Source organism: Acidovorax sp. MR-S7 (genome assembly GCF_000400995.2).
Taxonomy (GTDB): domain Bacteria; phylum Pseudomonadota; class Gammaproteobacteria; order Burkholderiales; family Burkholderiaceae_C; genus MR-S7.
Genome location: NZ_DF238900.1, coordinates 1 through 14,639, shown reverse-complemented (window position 1 = coordinate 14,639; position 14,639 = coordinate 1). Strand labels below are relative to the sequence as shown.

General features: G+C 68.6%; 13 protein-coding genes. 2 read left to right on the top strand and 11 right to left on the bottom strand.

Annotated elements, in window-relative coordinates:
* Positions 1 to 196: 196 nt before the first annotated feature.
* From AVS7_RS04550 to AVS7_RS04505, 10 genes are all read right to left on the bottom strand, one after another.
* A complete protein-coding gene (locus AVS7_RS04550; protein ID WP_034689962.1) occupies positions 197 to 622 on the bottom strand; it encodes a barstar family protein in 426 nt (141 codons plus the stop codon).
* 125 nt (positions 623 to 747) lie between these two features.
* Positions 748 to 1,152: a ribonuclease domain-containing protein gene (locus AVS7_RS04545; protein ID WP_024000951.1), complete on the bottom strand. Its 405-nt coding sequence runs from the start codon at positions 1,150 to 1,152 to the stop codon at positions 748 to 750.
* A 155-nt stretch (positions 1,153 to 1,307) separates the two neighbouring features.
* The gene (locus tag AVS7_RS04540; RefSeq protein WP_020227231.1) at positions 1,308 to 3,617 is read right to left on the bottom strand and encodes an NADP-dependent malic enzyme; all 2,310 of its coding nucleotides are present in this window, start codon (positions 3,615 to 3,617) and stop codon (positions 1,308 to 1,310) included.
* Between the two features lie 159 nt (positions 3,618 to 3,776).
* On the bottom strand, positions 3,777 to 5,240 hold the full coding sequence (locus AVS7_RS04535; RefSeq protein WP_020227230.1) for a M81 family metallopeptidase: 1,464 nt from the start codon (positions 5,238 to 5,240) through the stop codon (positions 3,777 to 3,779).
* Positions 5,237 to 6,499, bottom strand: coding sequence for a Zn-dependent hydrolase (locus AVS7_RS04530; RefSeq protein ID WP_020227229.1), 1,263 nt, complete (start codon positions 6,497 to 6,499; stop codon positions 5,237 to 5,239). Before AVS7_RS04530 ends, AVS7_RS04535 begins: the two co-directional genes overlap by 4 nt.
* Positions 6,500 to 6,525: 26 nt before the next feature.
* The gene (locus AVS7_RS04525; protein ID WP_024000950.1) at positions 6,526 to 7,239 is read right to left on the bottom strand and encodes an ABC transporter ATP-binding protein; all 714 of its coding nucleotides are present in this window, start codon (positions 7,237 to 7,239) and stop codon (positions 6,526 to 6,528) included.
* Positions 7,236 to 8,015, bottom strand: a complete 780-nt coding sequence (locus tag AVS7_RS04520) for an ABC transporter ATP-binding protein (protein ID WP_020227227.1) — start codon at positions 8,013 to 8,015, stop codon at positions 7,236 to 7,238. The genes AVS7_RS04525 and AVS7_RS04520 overlap by 4 nt, the downstream gene beginning before the upstream one ends.
* Positions 8,012 to 9,004 (bottom strand): branched-chain amino acid ABC transporter permease, encoded by a 993-nt coding sequence (locus AVS7_RS04515; protein ID WP_024000949.1) that lies wholly within the window; start codon positions 9,002 to 9,004, stop codon positions 8,012 to 8,014. Before AVS7_RS04515 ends, AVS7_RS04520 begins: the two co-directional genes overlap by 4 nt.
* Positions 9,005 to 9,011: 7 nt before the next feature.
* The gene (locus tag AVS7_RS04510; RefSeq protein WP_020227225.1) at positions 9,012 to 9,872 is read right to left on the bottom strand and encodes a branched-chain amino acid ABC transporter permease; all 861 of its coding nucleotides are present in this window, start codon (positions 9,870 to 9,872) and stop codon (positions 9,012 to 9,014) included.
* Between the two features lie 83 nt (positions 9,873 to 9,955).
* Positions 9,956 to 11,161, bottom strand: a complete 1,206-nt coding sequence (locus tag AVS7_RS04505) for an ABC transporter substrate-binding protein (protein WP_020227224.1) — start codon at positions 11,159 to 11,161, stop codon at positions 9,956 to 9,958.
* 236 nt (positions 11,162 to 11,397) lie between these two features.
* Between AVS7_RS04505 and AVS7_RS04500 the strand changes: the two genes are divergently transcribed.
* Positions 11,398 to 12,237 (top strand): FadR/GntR family transcriptional regulator, encoded by an 840-nt coding sequence (locus AVS7_RS04500; RefSeq protein WP_020227223.1) that lies wholly within the window; start codon positions 11,398 to 11,400, stop codon positions 12,235 to 12,237.
* 10 nt (positions 12,238 to 12,247) lie between these two features.
* On the opposite strand, the gene AVS7_RS04495 is transcribed toward AVS7_RS04500, so the two are convergent.
* Complete coding sequence (locus AVS7_RS04495; RefSeq protein WP_020227222.1) at positions 12,248 to 13,366, bottom strand: sensor domain-containing diguanylate cyclase; 1,119 nt, start codon at positions 13,364 to 13,366, stop codon at positions 12,248 to 12,250.
* Positions 13,367 to 13,496: 130 nt separating this feature from the next.
* Between AVS7_RS04495 and AVS7_RS04490 the strand changes: the two genes are divergently transcribed.
* Positions 13,497 to 14,501 (top strand): tripartite tricarboxylate transporter substrate binding protein, encoded by a 1,005-nt coding sequence (locus AVS7_RS04490; RefSeq protein ID WP_020227221.1) that lies wholly within the window; start codon positions 13,497 to 13,499, stop codon positions 14,499 to 14,501.
* The last annotated feature ends 138 nt before the right edge of the window (positions 14,502 to 14,639 follow it).

The window sequence follows — 14,639 nt, the reverse complement described above, 5'->3', positions numbered from 1 at the left end:
GCCGGCTACGCTGCCGCGAGCCAATAGCCCGCGTTGAACGGGCTGCTCATGCGCAGCGCCAGCGGCGACACGTCCACGAGCTTGTCGGTGGGCATCTTCTCGCCCGAGAGATCGACTTCGATCTCGATGGCCGGAGACGAGGCGCTGAGGGCGGCCTCGCTGGCCCGTTCCGCTTGGCCAGCGGTTGCGGAACGGGCTACAGAAAAGAATAGAAGCAGCGGAACGGAATCTTGCGGTCGCCCCAGTACTCGGCCGCGTCGCGGAAGATGTCCAGCAGTTGCTCGCGTGCTTCCTTGTCGAACTTGGCTGTGGCCGGGATCTGCTCCAGCACCACGATGAAGCCCGGCTGCGGGCCCGACTTGTGCAGCGGGTCGGTCATGCAGTCGTACAGCGCGTCGAAGTTCTTGCCGAAGTGCGGCGGAAAGGTGAACTGCGATGCGATGAGGTCGAGCACGTCCTGCTTGGACTGTGCGTGTGCCAGGTTGGCATACAGGAAGTGCTGGCCCAGCGCGCGTGCCGTGTCCTGCAGGTCCTGCACCCGGAAGGCGCGGATCGACTGCACGATGTTGGTGCGCACGCCGCGCAAGAGAGTGTCCTGTTCTTTACGAAGTGGCGTTTCCATCTCCGTTGCTCTTTCTTTCAGAGGTCCACGATAGGCATATCCGACAAGCCCGTGGGGGCGGCTGTCGGACGAAGATCCGATGGCATGGCGCGCCGGCCCACGGCCCGCCGCGAGGCTTTCGGCGCTCATTCCCTAATTTCCCGAAAACTCGCGTAGTGGTCGCCGGTGTAGTAGCAGGCGTCCGGCGTGCGCGGAGCGCCGCCACAGACGATGCGCCGTGCACCCCGGCCGCGCGCACCCGGCGTCTTCACGGTGTACTCGCGGTAGTAGCCACGCTTGTGCAGGGGAAGCAACCGCTCGCGGTTGCCGAACACCGTGCCATCCTTGTCATAGGGGAACGGCCCGCCCTGCAGGATCAGTGCATAGGTCTTGCGCCCCTGGAAGGGCAGATCGGCCAGCGCCACGGGAGCGGCCCCGGGCAAATCGGAGGACTGTCGCGCGGACGCGGCAGCCGGCGCGAGCATGAATGCAGCACCCAGAGCGCACGCCAGAACTGTCTTGTACGCCCGGATGGCGACAGCCTTCAACATCCACTACACCTTTCGGAAACTACGGGTTTACCCGAAATTTCGAGCCGTTAGTGTGACAAAAATGGCCCCAAAAAGCAAGCGCCTGCCCAAAAAGCGGGCAGGCGCTTGTGGGGTTAACGGAAGTTAATAGTTAGCGCTTGCTCTGGTTTGTTGCCTTATCGGGACGCATTGGCGTCGGCCACCGTGAGGGCCGTCATATTGACGATGCGGCGCACCGTGGCGCTGGCGGTGAGCACCTGCACCGGCGCGGCCGCGCCCAGCAGGATGGGGCCGATGGCAATTCCGCCGCCGGCCGCCGTCTTGAGCAGGTTGTAGGAAATGTTGGCCGCGTCGATGTTGGGCATGACCAGCAGGTTGGCGCTGCCGGCCAGGGTGCTGTGGGGCATGAGTGTGGTGCGTGCCTTCTCGTCCAGGGCCACGTCGCCGTGCATCTCGCCGTCCACCTCCAGCCAGGGGGCCTGCTCGCGCAGGAGGTCCAGCGTCTGGCGCATCTTCACGGCGCTGGGCTGGTTGCTGGAGCCGAAGTTGGAGTGCGACAGCAGCGCCGCCTTGGGCTTGATGCCGAAACGCATCATTTCCTCGGCTGCCATGATGGTGATCTCGGCCAGCTGCGCGGCGGAGGGGTCGTAGTTGACGTGCGTGTCCACCACGAACACCTGGCGGTCGGGCAGCAGCAGGGCGTTCATGCAGGCGTAGGTGTTCACGCCCGTGCGCTTGCCGATCACCTGGTCGATGTACTGCAGGTGGTGGGCCGTGTGGCCCCAGGTGCCGCAGATCAGGCCGTCCACTTCGCCCTTGTGAAGCAGCATGGTGCCGATCAGCGTGAGGCGCCGGCGCATCTCGATCTTGGCGATCGACACCGTGACGCCCTTGCGCTCGGTCATGCGGTGGTAGGTCTGCCAGAAGTCGCGGTAGCGGTGGTCCTGCTCCACGTTGACCACGTCGTAGTCCCGACCTTCCTTCAGGCGCAGGCCGAACTTCTCGACGCGCTGGGCGATGATGGCCGGGCGGCCGATCAGCGTGGGCCGGGCCACGCGCTCGTCCACCAGGATCTGCGCGGCGCGCAGCACGCGCTCTTCCTCGCCCTCGGAGAAGGCCACGCGCTTCAGGGTGGCCTGCTTGGCCGCCGTGAAGATCGGCTTCATGATGGTGCCGGAGGCGTAGACGAAGGTCTGCAGGTGGTCGCGGTAGGCGTCCATGTCCGCGATGGGGCGCTGGGCCACGCCGCTGTCCTTGGCGGCCTGCGCCACGGCGGGCGCGATCTTCATCATCAGGCGAGGGTCGAACGGCTTGGGAATCAGGTATTCCGGTCCGAACGCCAGCGGCTCGCCCACGTAGGCCGCGGCCACCACCTCGCTCTGCTCCGCCTGCGCCAGCTCGGCGATGGCGTGGACGGCGGCGATCTCCATCTCCGTCGTGATGGTGGTCGCGCCGCAGTCCAGCGCGCCCCGGAAGATGTAGGGGAAGCACAGGACGTTGTTCACCTGGTTGGGGTAGTCCGTACGGCCCGTGGCGATGATGGCGTCGTCCCGCACTTCCTTCACGTCCTCGGGCGTGATCTCCGGGTTGGGGTTGGCCAGCGCGAAGATCAGCGGGTGCGCTGCCATCTTGCGCACCATGTCCTGCTTGAGCACGCCGCCGGCGGACAGGCCCAGGAAGACGTCGGCGCCCTCGATCACCTCGGCGAGCGTACGCAGCGGTGTGTTCTGGGCGAACTGGGCCTTGTCGTCGTCCATGAGTTCGGTGCGGCCCTGGTAGACCACGCCGGCGATGTCGGTGACCCAGATGTTCTCGCGCGGCAGCCCGAGCTTGACCAGCAGCCCCAGGCAGGCCAGCGCCGCAGCGCCCGCGCCCGAAACCACCAGCTTGACCTGCCGGATGTCCTTGCCCGACACCTTCAGCCCGTTGAGGACGGCCGCGCCGACCACGATGGCCGTGCCGTGCTGGTCATCGTGGAACACCGGGATGTGCATGCGCTCGCGCAGCTTGCGCTCGATGTAGAAGCAGTCGGGCGCCTTGATGTCCTCGAGGTTGATGCCTCCGAAGGTCGGCTCGAGCGAGGCGATGATCTCGATGAGCTTGTCCGGGTCCTTCTCGTTGATCTCGATGTCGAACACGTCGATGCCCGAGAACTTCTTGAACAGGACGCCCTTGCCCTCCATCACGGGCTTGCCGGCCAGTGCGCCGATGTCGCCCAGGCCCAGCACGGCCGTGCCGTTGGTGACCACGCCCACCAAGTTGCCTCGGGCGGTGTAGCGGAACGCGGCGGAAGGGTCCTTCACGATCTCCTCGCAGGGCGCGGCCACGCCGGGCGAGTAGGCCAGCGCGAGATCGTGCTGGTTGATCATCTGCTTGGTGGCAGCGATGGTGATCTTGCCGGGCTGGGGAAACTCGTGGTACTCCAGTGCCGCACGGCGCAGCAGGGCGCGTTTATCGGTAAGGTTGGTGGCCGTGTTGTCGGGCATCGAGCGTCTCCAGCGAAAGCATGGCCGACGCGGCGGCATGGCAGCCCCTGCGCCCCGTCAGCAGTAGGTAGGGGGAGCCGATTGTAGGCCGCGCGGCTGTCAGTCCGCCGTCAAGTGAAACACTTGTGATCGGGGTGCGTGCAATCGTTCCGGCGCCGCTCAGATCGGGTCGAGCGGGAACACGGGGCGGCGGACCCGCGCGAACGGGAAGCGCGCGTAGTCCGACGTGGTCACGCCGGGGCTGTCGCACTCCACCAGCCCCTCGGACAGCGGCACGAACACCGGCCGGCAGTACATGCGCGACTTGAGCAGCAGGAAGCGAAAGCGCGTGGGATCGATGCCGACGCAGTGGAACACGCCCAGGTCCCAGGGCTCGTGCGTCTGCTCGGCCACCACGATCTGCGCATCGCCGGTGTCGAAGCACACCGCGCGGCCCATGTGGCAGCGCTGGCCCGTGTAGATCGGGCCCGTCACGGTGTAGGCCCCGTCGCTCACGGCGCGCACCGTGCCGCGCAGGCGCAGCGGCTCCTTGTGCAAGCCGATGCTGTCGAGCGGCACCTTGTTGCCGAGCGCGATCTCCACCTCGGCGCCTTCGCCAGCGGCGACGAGCTGCGCCACGGCTTCGGGATCGCAGAGCGGGCCCACGGCGATGCCGGTGAGCCCCAGTGCGCGCGCGGCCTGCAGCACGTCCATGGTGTCGCAGGTGCCGCCCGACATGCAGTTGTCGCCATGGTCGAGCAGCAGCACCGGCCGGGAGGCGCCTTCGGCCAGGACCTGCGCGCGGCGCAGCGACTCCGGCAGCGGCTCGCTGCGGTACACGTATTCGGCGCGCCGCTGCCAGATCTGCTGTGCCAGGCCGTCCACCTGGGATTGCGCGGCGGCGTCCTCCGCGCGGCAGGTGGCCACCACGCTCATGCAGGGCGCCTCAATGTCGGCCAGCGAGAAGCCGCCGAACACCGACACGGCGGGCATTCCGCCACGCTCCAATGTGCGTGCCGCTTCAACGGCGTCGCGCATGGGGCCGCCCAATGTCGTGCTGCGCAGCGTGTGGCTCATGAGGGGCAGGCGGTGCCAGCGCACGCAGTAGCGCGCTTGGCCGCGCAGCATCTGCAGCAGCAGGCGGCCTGCATGCTCGCCGGTTTCGTACATGTCGATATGCGGATAGGTCTTGAAGCCCACCATCACGTCGGCGTTCGCCACCATCTTTTCGGTGATGTTGCCGTGCAGATCCAGCGCCACGCCCAGCGGCACGCCGGGTGCGGCGGCGCGCACGCGCGCCAGCAGGTCGCCCTCGCCGTCGTCGGTGTTCTCGGCCACCATGGCGCCGTGCAGGTCGAGCAGGATCGCGTCGCAGCCCGGCGCGGCCTCGACGATGCGGCGCGTGAGTTCGTCGTAGGCCGCAGCGTGCACGGGGCCGCTCGGGTTGGCGGTGGCCGACACCGGGGTGACCAGCGTGGCGCCCAGGCCTTCCGCCAGTTCGATGAACGCGGCCATGGCCGTGCGCATGCCCTTGTTGGCGCGGTAGGCGTCCTCGCCGTAGGTGGGCGCGAACGCCTCGAGGGGCGTGGGCACGGGAGAGAAGGTGTTGGTCTCGTGGTTGAGGCGCGCGATCAGGACCTTCACGACACCACCTCCGCGGCCGCCAGCATGGCGCGCAGCAGCACGTTGCAGCCGGCCTCCAGGTGGGCGGGCTCGGCGTCCTCGATCTCGTTGTGGCTGATGCCGTCTGCGCAGGGCACGAAGATCATGGCCGCGGGCGCCACGCGGGCCACGTAGACGGCGTCGTGGCCGGCGCCGCTCACCACGTCCATGCTGCCGTAGCCCAGGTCGGCCGCGTTGGCGCGCACGGCCTCCACCAGGTGCGGCGTGAAGGGCTGCGGCGGGAAGTAGACCACCTGCTCCACGTCCACGCGCAGGCCGCGCTCGGCGGCGATGCGGGCGCAGGCGCTGCGCAGCGCGGCGTCCATGTCGAGCAGCTGGGCGTCGTCGGGCGCGCGCAGGTCCACGCTGAACTTGACGCGGCCCGGGATCACGTTGCGCGAGTTCGGGAACACCTCCAGCGAACCCACCGTGCCGCGCGCATGCGGCATGCGGTTCACCGCGATGCGGTTGACCTCGGCCACGAGATGGCTCGCGGCCAGCAGCGCGTCCTGGCGCAGCTCCATGGGTGTGGGGCCGGCATGCGCCTCCATGCCGTGCACGGTCACGTCGTACCAGCGCTGGCCCAGGGCGGCCTGCACCACGCCGATCACGCGCCCGTGCTTCTCGAGTACGGGGCCCTGCTCGATGTGCGCCTCGAAATACGCGCCCACGGCCGGGGCGGGGCCGGCCTCGCCGGCATAGCCGATAGCTGCGAGGGCCTCGCCCACGCTCACGCCCTGCGCGTCGCGCTGCGCGAGCGCATGCTCCAGCGTGAATGCGCCCGCGAACACGCCCGAGCCCATCATCACGGGCACGAAGCGCGAGCCTTCCTCGTTGGTCCACACGGCCACCTCGATGGGCGCGCGCGTGCGCACGCCGGCGGCGTTGAGCGTGCGCAGCACCTCCAGGCCCGCCATCACGCCGTAGTTGCCGTCGAACTTGCCGCCCGTGGGCTGGGTGTCGATGTGGCTGCCGGTCATCACCGGCGGCAGGCTGTCGTCCGCGCCCGCGCGGCGCGCGAAGATGTTGCCGATGGCATCGACGCGCAGCGTGCAGCCGGCGTCGCGCGCCCATTGCGCGAAGAGGTCGCGGCCCTGGCGGTCCAGGTCGGTGAGCGCGAGGCGGCACACGCCGCCCTTGGGCGTGCCGCCGATGCGCGCCAGGTCCATCAGCGATTGCCACAGGCGTGCGCCGTCGATGCGCAGTGCGGCGACGGAAGGGGCGGAGGTATTCAGGTCCATGGGGGTCTCCAGCGGGAAAGAAGGCGTCAGGCCATGCCGACGCCGAGGTAGCGGTCCTTCACGGCGTCGTCCGCCATGAAGGCATCGTTAGTGGCTTCGTGCACGATCGCGCCCTGTTCGATGACGTAGTGCCGGTCGGCCAGCTGCGTGCAGACCTCCAGGTTCTGCTCCACCAGCAGGATGGCCACGCCCGCGGCCTTGATGGTCTTGAGCTGGGCCACGATTTCCTCGACGATCACGGGCGCCAGGCCCTCCACCGGCTCGTCGAGCATGAGCAGGCGCGGCGCGTTCATGAGCGCGCGGCCGATGGCCAGCATCTGCTGCTCGCCGCCCGAGAGCTGGCCGCCGCCGTTGGCGCGCCGCTCCTTGAGGCGGGGAAAGATGCGGTACACGTCCTCCAGCTGCCAGGGAGAGTGCTTGCGCTGGCCCAGCATCAGGTTCTCCTCCACCGTGAGCAGCTTGAAGATGCCGCGGTGCTCGGGCACCAGGCAGATGCCGCGCTGCGCCACGAGGTGCGTCGCCAGGCGGTGCGTGGCCTCGCCGCCGAAGCGCACCTGGCCCTGCGTGGGTGCCATGGCGCCCGCGATGGTCTTGAGCGTGGTGGTCTTGCCCGCGCCGTTGCGGCCCAGCAGCGTGACCAGTTCGCCGTCGCCGACGTGCAGCGAAACGCCCTGCAGCACGTGGCTCTTGCCGTAGTGCGCGTGGATGCCCTCCACCGAGAGAAGTGGTGCACTGCTCATGCCTTGCCCCCGGTGATCATGTTGCCCAGGTAGGCGCTGCGCACGCGGTCGTCGGCGCGGATCGCGTCGGGCAGCCCTTCGGCCAGCACGCGGCCCTGCTGCATCACGGTGATGGTGTCGGAGATGTCCATGACGATGCCCATGTTGTGTTCGATGAGCACCACGGTGTGCTCGTCCTTGAGGCCCTGGATCAGGCGCTTCATGTCGTCCAGGTCGTCGATGCCCATGCCGGAGGTAGGCTCGTCGAGGAAGATCGCCTTGGGCCGCGCAGCCAGCGCCATGCCCACCTCCAGGCGCCGCTGCTGGCCGTGCGAGAGGTTGCCTGCCGGGGTGTCGGCGTGGCGCTCCAGCCCCAGGCGCGCCAGCACGCTCGCCACCGTGTCGGCGCACGAGCGGCGGCCCACGGGCGGGCTCCAGCAGTTGAGCGCCATGGCGGGCGCCACGCCCTGCGCGGCCAGGCGCAGGTTCTCGCGCACCGGCAGGGTGAGGAACAGGCTGGTCACCTGGAACGAGCGCGCCATGCCCCGGCGCACGCGCCGGTGGTCGGGCTCGCGCGTCACGTCGTGGCCGTCGAACAGGATGCGCCCGCCGCTCACGGTCTTGGTGCCCGTGAGCATGTGGAACAGCGTGGTCTTGCCCGCGCCGTTGGGGCCGATGACCGAGTGCACGGTGTTGGCGCGCACCTTCAGGTCTACGCCGCCCAGGGCGACGAACTTGTCGTAGCGCTTCTCGACGCCCTGGGCTTCGAGCAGGATGGGGGAGGCGGCGGCGCTCATGCGTTGTCTCCCGTCGCATTCAGGCCGGCGGACGATGCGTCCTTGGGCGCCTTGCGCCGCACCAGGCCCCACAGGCTTTCGCCCAGGCCCCACAGCCCGCGCTGCAGCCCCAGGCTGACCACCATCAGCACCACGCCCAGCAGCAGCAGCCAGCGCGGCCACAGCGTGGAGAGCCAGTCGCCCAGCAGCACGTAGAACGCCGCGCCCAGCACCGAGGCCAGCAGGTTGCCCGTGCCGCCGATGACGGTCATCACGAGGATCATCTCGCTCGTGTGGTACTCGGCGTTCGACAGCGGAGCGATGCCGGTCATCATCGCGTGCAGCGCGCCGGCCAGGCCCGTGACGGCGCCCGAGATCACGAAGGCCTGCAGCTTCAGCAGGCGCAGGTCGTAGCCCACGGCGGCGGCACGCTCCTCGTTGTCGCGCACGGCCAGCAGCGTGCGGCCGAACACCGAGTCGCACACGCGGCGCAGGAACCAGAAGGCGGCGAGGAACAGCACGGCCACGAAGCCGTAGTACTGCCACGGCGTGGCCAGCGGCCACAGCGTGTGGCCCGCGACCGCGAGCGAGGGGCGCGGGATGTCCAGCAGGCCGTTGTCGCCGCCCGTGAGGCCCGAGGCGGAATAGGCGATGAAGTAGAACATCTGCGCGAAGGCCAGCGTGAGCATCACGAAGTAGGTGCCGCGCTGGCGGATGGCGACCCAGCCGACGATGGCGGCGCCCGCGGCGCCCATGGCGACGGCGGCCGCGAGGGCCAGCGGCATGGGCAGCGGCCAGCGCGTGAGCAGCAGGCCGATGGTGTAGCTGCCCAGGCCGAAGAAGATGCCCTGGCCGAACGAGAGCAGGCCGGTGTAGCCCAGCAGCAGGTTGCAGCCCATGGCGGCGAGGCCGAAGATCAGCACCTCGCTGGCGAGCGAGCCCGACTGCATGAATAGCGGCATGGCCACCACGATGGCCAGCGCGAGAAGAAGATGGAAGTGCCTGGTCATGGTGAGGTCATCCTTTGCGGCCCAGCAGGCCATGGGGGCGCAGCAGCAGCACGGCGGCCATGGCCACGTAGATCATCAGGCGTGCGCCCTCGGGCCACAGCGTGCTCATCACGCTCTGGACGATGCCGATGAGCAGCCCGCCGACGAGTGCGCCGCCGAAGCTGCCCAGGCCGCCCACGACCACGATCACGAAGGCCACGCCCAGCGCCTCGATGCCCATGAACGGCTCGGCGCCGCGGATGGGCGCGGCCAGCACGCCCGCCAGCGCCGCCGTGGCAGCGCCCAGCGCGAATACCAGGCTGAAGATGCGCAACACGTTCAGGCCCAGCAGCGAGACCATCTCGGTCGATTCGCTGCCTGCGCGCACCGCGCTGCCCAGGCGCGTGCCCTCCAGCACCCACCACAGCAGCACCGCCAGCACGGCCGTGAAGCCGATCACGAACAGCCGGTACTTCGGGTAGACGAAGCTGCCCCACATCACCACGCCCTGCAGCAGCTCGGGCACGGCCACGCTGTCGCCCAAGGGGCCCCACTGCAGGATCACCAGCTCCTGCACCACCAGCGCGAGGCCCACGGTGACGATGATGTGGAATTCGTGCGGCTTGGCGTACACATGGCGCAGCATGAGCTTCTCGGTGAACCAGCCGATGGCGCCCACGGCCAGGGGCGCCACCACGAGGGCCAGCCAGAAGCTCAGGCCCCAGCGCGTCATCTGGTAGCAGAAGTACGCGCCCAGCAGGTAGAAGGCGCCGTGCGCGAAGTTCACGAAGCGCAGCAGGCCGAACACGATGGACAGGCCCACGGCCAACAGGAAATACAGCATGCCGATGCCGATCCCGTTGATGGTCTGTAGCAGGTAGATGCTCATGGAGGACTATCAAAAATATAGCTGCCAGCGCTTGCTATGAAAGCGCTGGAGGCGTTTTCTGCTTGAGAACCGGCGGCGGCCCGTCAGGCCAGCTTGCAGCCGGTCTTGTCCACGGGCAGGAAGGACTTGCCGGAGCTCACCACATCCACGTAGTCGTCCTTGTTGGCCATCTTGGACTTGGCCTTGCCCTTGAGCAGGTAGTAGTTCTTGAGCACCTGGTGGTCGGCCTTGCGCACCTCTTCCTCGCCCGTCAGGCCCTGGTACTTCATGCCCTCCAGCGCTGCGACGACGGCCTTCTGGTCCACGGTGCCGGCCTTGATGATGGCGTCGATCAGCAGCTTGGTGCAGATGTAGGAGCCCGCCAGGCTGTAGTTGGGGTTGGACTTGAACGTGGCTTGCGAGCGCTTGACCAGGTCGTGGTTCAGCGGCGTGTCCGCCGTGTGCCAGTACTGCGCGCCGAAATACACGCCGTCGCACAGGTCGGCGCCGAGCGACTCGAACTGCTCCAGCCCCGAGGCCCAGGCGATCAGGATGGTCATGTTCTTGTGCATGCCGAAGCTCACCGCCTGGCGCAGCGCGTCGGACGACTGGGCGCCGAAGTTGAGCAGCAGCAGCACGTCGGGCTTGGCGGCCATGGCGTTGGTGAGGTAGCCGCTGAACTCCTTCTCGGTCAGCGAGTGGTAGCTGTTGCCCACGTGCTCGATGCCCTTTTCCTTGAAGATGTTCTTGGCGGCGGTGAGCAGGCCGTCGCCGAACACGTACTGCGGCGTGATGGTGTACCAGCGCTTGGCCTTGGGATGGGCGTCGAGCAGCGGGCGCACCGTCTGCTCGATGGCGCCGAAGGTGGGCACCGACCAGCGGAACGTGGCGCTGTTGCAGTCCGTGCCCGTGAGCTCGTCGGCGCCTGCCGTGGTGATGAAGATGCCGCCGGCCTTCTCGGCCTCCTTGCCCATGGCCAGGGCCTCGGACGACAGGATGCCGCCCGCGAAGAAGCGCGCGCCCTTTTGCTGGGCCGACTCCTGCACCTTGCGCACGGCGGTGGCTGGCTTGCCTTCGGTGTCGAGCAGCGTGTAGGCCAGGGGGCGGTCCAGGGCCTTGCCGTACTGCTCGATGGCGAGCTTCATCCCCAGGTCTGCGTACTTGCCGTTGGCCGCGAACGCGCCCGACATGGGCACGGGGCAGCCGAACTGGATCGCATCCTTGGACTGGGCCCAGGCGCTGGCGCCCAGGCCGAGGGATGCGGGCAGTGCGCCGAGCGCGGAAAGTTGCAGGAGGTGACGACGTTGCATGAGGGACTCCGTGGTGTGGGAACGGGTTGGGGCTTGTGTCAGAGCACGTTGCATGCCAATCCGCTGGGCCATGCGCTCACGCTCCTTGCTCATATTTATAGTGACAAATAGAATGAATATGACGCGTACAAACCCTAGAAGCTTCCACCATGCCCCCGGGCGGTGCATACTGCACCAGGACAGCGAATGCAGGGGTGCCGGCGGCGCCTGACCACCCCGAGGAAAGACAACAAGCCATGGAAACACAGAAGTCCGCTCCCCTGGCGATCAAGCAGCTCAAGCGCTCCGATCTCGTGGCCCAGGAGATCAAGCGGATGATCACCGAGAAGAACCTGAGCCCCGGCGACCGCCTGCCGCGCGAGAGCGAGCTGCAGGCGCAGTTCCAGGTCAGCAAGGGCACCATCCGCGAGGCGCTCAAGTCGCTGGAGGTGCAGGGCCTCGTCACCATCTCCACGGGCCCGTCGGGCGGCGGCACCATCGTCGAGGTGCCGCTGGACCGCACGCTGCAGTTCATGCAGAACTACCTGTTCTTCAAGGAAGTGACCATCGACGACATCTACGCCGTGCGCCAGCAGCTCGAACCCCTGCTGGCCGCCGGCGCCGTGGCGCACCTGGACGAGGCCGACTTCGAGGCGCTGGAGCACAGCATCGCCTGCTGCGACCCCACGCAGGCCCAGGGCGACCTGCTGAACCAGCGGCGCGAGGACGTGAACTTCCACGACATCCTCGCGGCGGCCAACCCCAACCCGTTCCTGCGCTTCACCTGCGAGCTGATCAACGAGATGATCCGCCAGCTCATCGTGCTGGGCAACCGCACCTCGCAGGCCGAGCACCGGCGCTTTGGCGAGACCAATGCGCAGTTCCATCGCGACATCGTGCAGGCCGCGCGCGCGCGCGACGCCGAGAAGGTCCGCGTGCTCATGGAGCGCCATATGCAGGACGCGGCCAGCAGCGTCAAGCGCATGAAGGGCCGCATCCAGGGCCGCCTGATCCTGGATGCCGACACGCTGCGCCGCCCCCGCGCGGCCCCTGCGCCCGCCAAGCGGCCGCGCAAGCTCGCGGACGGGGCGCAGTGAGCCGGAAGACTCAGGACACGGGCGCTTCCTGCGCCGCGTGCGCCACCACCCGGTTGCGGCCGGCCAGCTTGGCCGCGTAGAGCGCGGCGTCGGCCGCCTGCACCAGCTTCGTGGCGCTGGCGCCGTGTCCCGGAAAGCATGCGATGCCGCAGGACAGCGTGCCGCGCAGCGTCGCCGCGCCATAGGCGACCTGCAGGTCTTCGAACGCGGTGCGCAGTGCCTGCGCGCGCTCTTGCGCCTGCGTGATCGGGACGTTGGGCAGCGCCAGCAGGAACTCCTCTCCGCCCATGCGTATGGCCAGGTCGCTGGCGCGCACGTGCGACTGCAGCAGGTGCGCCAGCGCCTGCAGGACCGCGTCGCCGGCCGGATGGCCGTGGGTGTCGTTGATGTGCTTGAAGTGGTCGATGTCGATCATCAGCACGCACAGCGGCTCGCGGGCCTGCTGGCAGCGGGCGAGCGCTTCGGCCAGCGCGGTGTCGAGCGAGCGCCGGTTGAACAGCCCGGTGAGCGGGTCGCGCAGCGCCATGTCGTGCAGGCGCACCTGCAGCATGCGGATCTCGTCCAGCTGCCGCTGCGCCTGTTTGCGGCTTTCGTACAGTCCCTTGGCGCGCAGATAGCCATCGCGGGCGAAGACGACGAGGAACGCCGTCAGCACCGCCATGCACAGCAGCGACACGGACAGGCTGGTGTCGGGTGTCCAGACTGGCGGCCAGAAGATGGCCGCACCCAGCAGCATGCCTGCCACCACGACCCCGGCCAGTTCGGCCAGGCCGGTCGGCCCCTTGAAGACGACGAGGTTCACGCACACCGCGATGAACAGGATGAAGCTGATCCACAGGGGCAGGCCCATCCAGACGATCCAGATGCCGAAGCAGAAGCCGTCGAGCGCCATGTTGCGCTCCTCGGCGCGGCGCGGGTGGGCGCTGCGCCGTGCGTGCTGGTAGATGACTTGCGGATAGACCGCGAACTGCAGCACCAGCCACGCCCACCCCGCCGCAAGGCGGCCGGTCTGGTGGAGATGGAGGCCCACGATCAGGCCCAGCAGCGCGAAGAAGACCGAACGGTTACGCCAGTTCATGCGCACGGCCCAGTGGGTCTTCGAGGCGTGGGTGGAGGGAGCGGCGGTCATGCGGGGCCCGGTAGTGCAACCAACTGTAGCAGTGCTCCGGCAGGTGCGCGAGGACCTGCGTCAATGCAGGCTGCCCGTGCCCGGCCTTTGCTATGCTGCGCCGCCCCCGCAACGAATCCCCAAGGAACCCATGAACCCTCCTGCAAAGTCCCGTGCGCTCTGGCGCGCGCTGATCGGCGGTGCCGCAGCCGCCGCGGCCCTGTCCGCGCCCCTGGCGCAGGCCCAGAACGCCGGCGCCTATCCCACCAAGCCCATCCGCCTCGTCATCCCGTTCGCGCCCGGCGGCTCGACCGACATCCTGGGCCGCCTGCTGGCGCAGAAGATGGGCGAGAACATGCAGGCCACGGTGGTGGTGGACAACAAGCCCGGCGCCAACGGCACCATCGGCTGCGACCTCGTGGCCAAGGCGCCGCCGGACGGCTACACGGTCATCCTGGGCGACGTGGGCTGCATGTCCATGGCGCCGGGCCTCTACACCAAGCTGCCCTACGACCCGCTGCGCGACTTCGCGCCCGTGAGCCTCGTGGGCCGCAGCCCGCTCGTGCTCACCGTGGGCGAGAACAGCCCGCTGCGCTCGCTGGCCGACCTCACCGCCGCGGCGCAGGCCGCGCCCGGCAAGCTCAACTACCCCTCGTCCGGCACGGGCGGCCCGAACCACCTGGGCGCCGAGCTGTACGCCATGCAGGCCAAGGTCAAGGTCAGCCACATCCCCTACAAGGGCAGCGCGCCGTCGGTGGTGTCGCTCGTGGCGGGCGAGACGGACTTCGGCTTCCTCACCGCCGTGACCATCGCCTCGCAGCTCAACGCGGGCAAGGTGCGCGCGCTGGCCGTGGCGCATACCGAGCGCCTGCCGTCCATGCCCAACGTGCCGACGATGACGGAGGCCGGCCTCAAGGGCTTCACGGCCGATGCCTGGTTCCTCGCGGCTGTGCCCGTGGGCACGCCCCAGCCCATCGTGGACCGCCTGTACGCCGAGATCGCCAAGGCCCTGCCCGCGCCCGAGGTGAAGGCCAAGCTCGACGCCGTGGGCGTGCTGCCCTCGGGGCTCGACCCGCAGGCCTCGGCGAAATTCCTGCGCACCGAGGTGGACAAGTGGCGCGGCGTGATCAAGACCGCCGGCATCACGCTCGACTGACGCAGCCGTTCCAAAGACAAAGCCCCTGGGCCGCGAGGCCCAGGGGCTTTTTTGTGCGTGCGGCGCTGCTTCAGCGGCTGCTGGGGAAGCTGAACACGGCCCCCTCGCGCACGCCCGCGCTCGGCCAGCGCTGGGTGA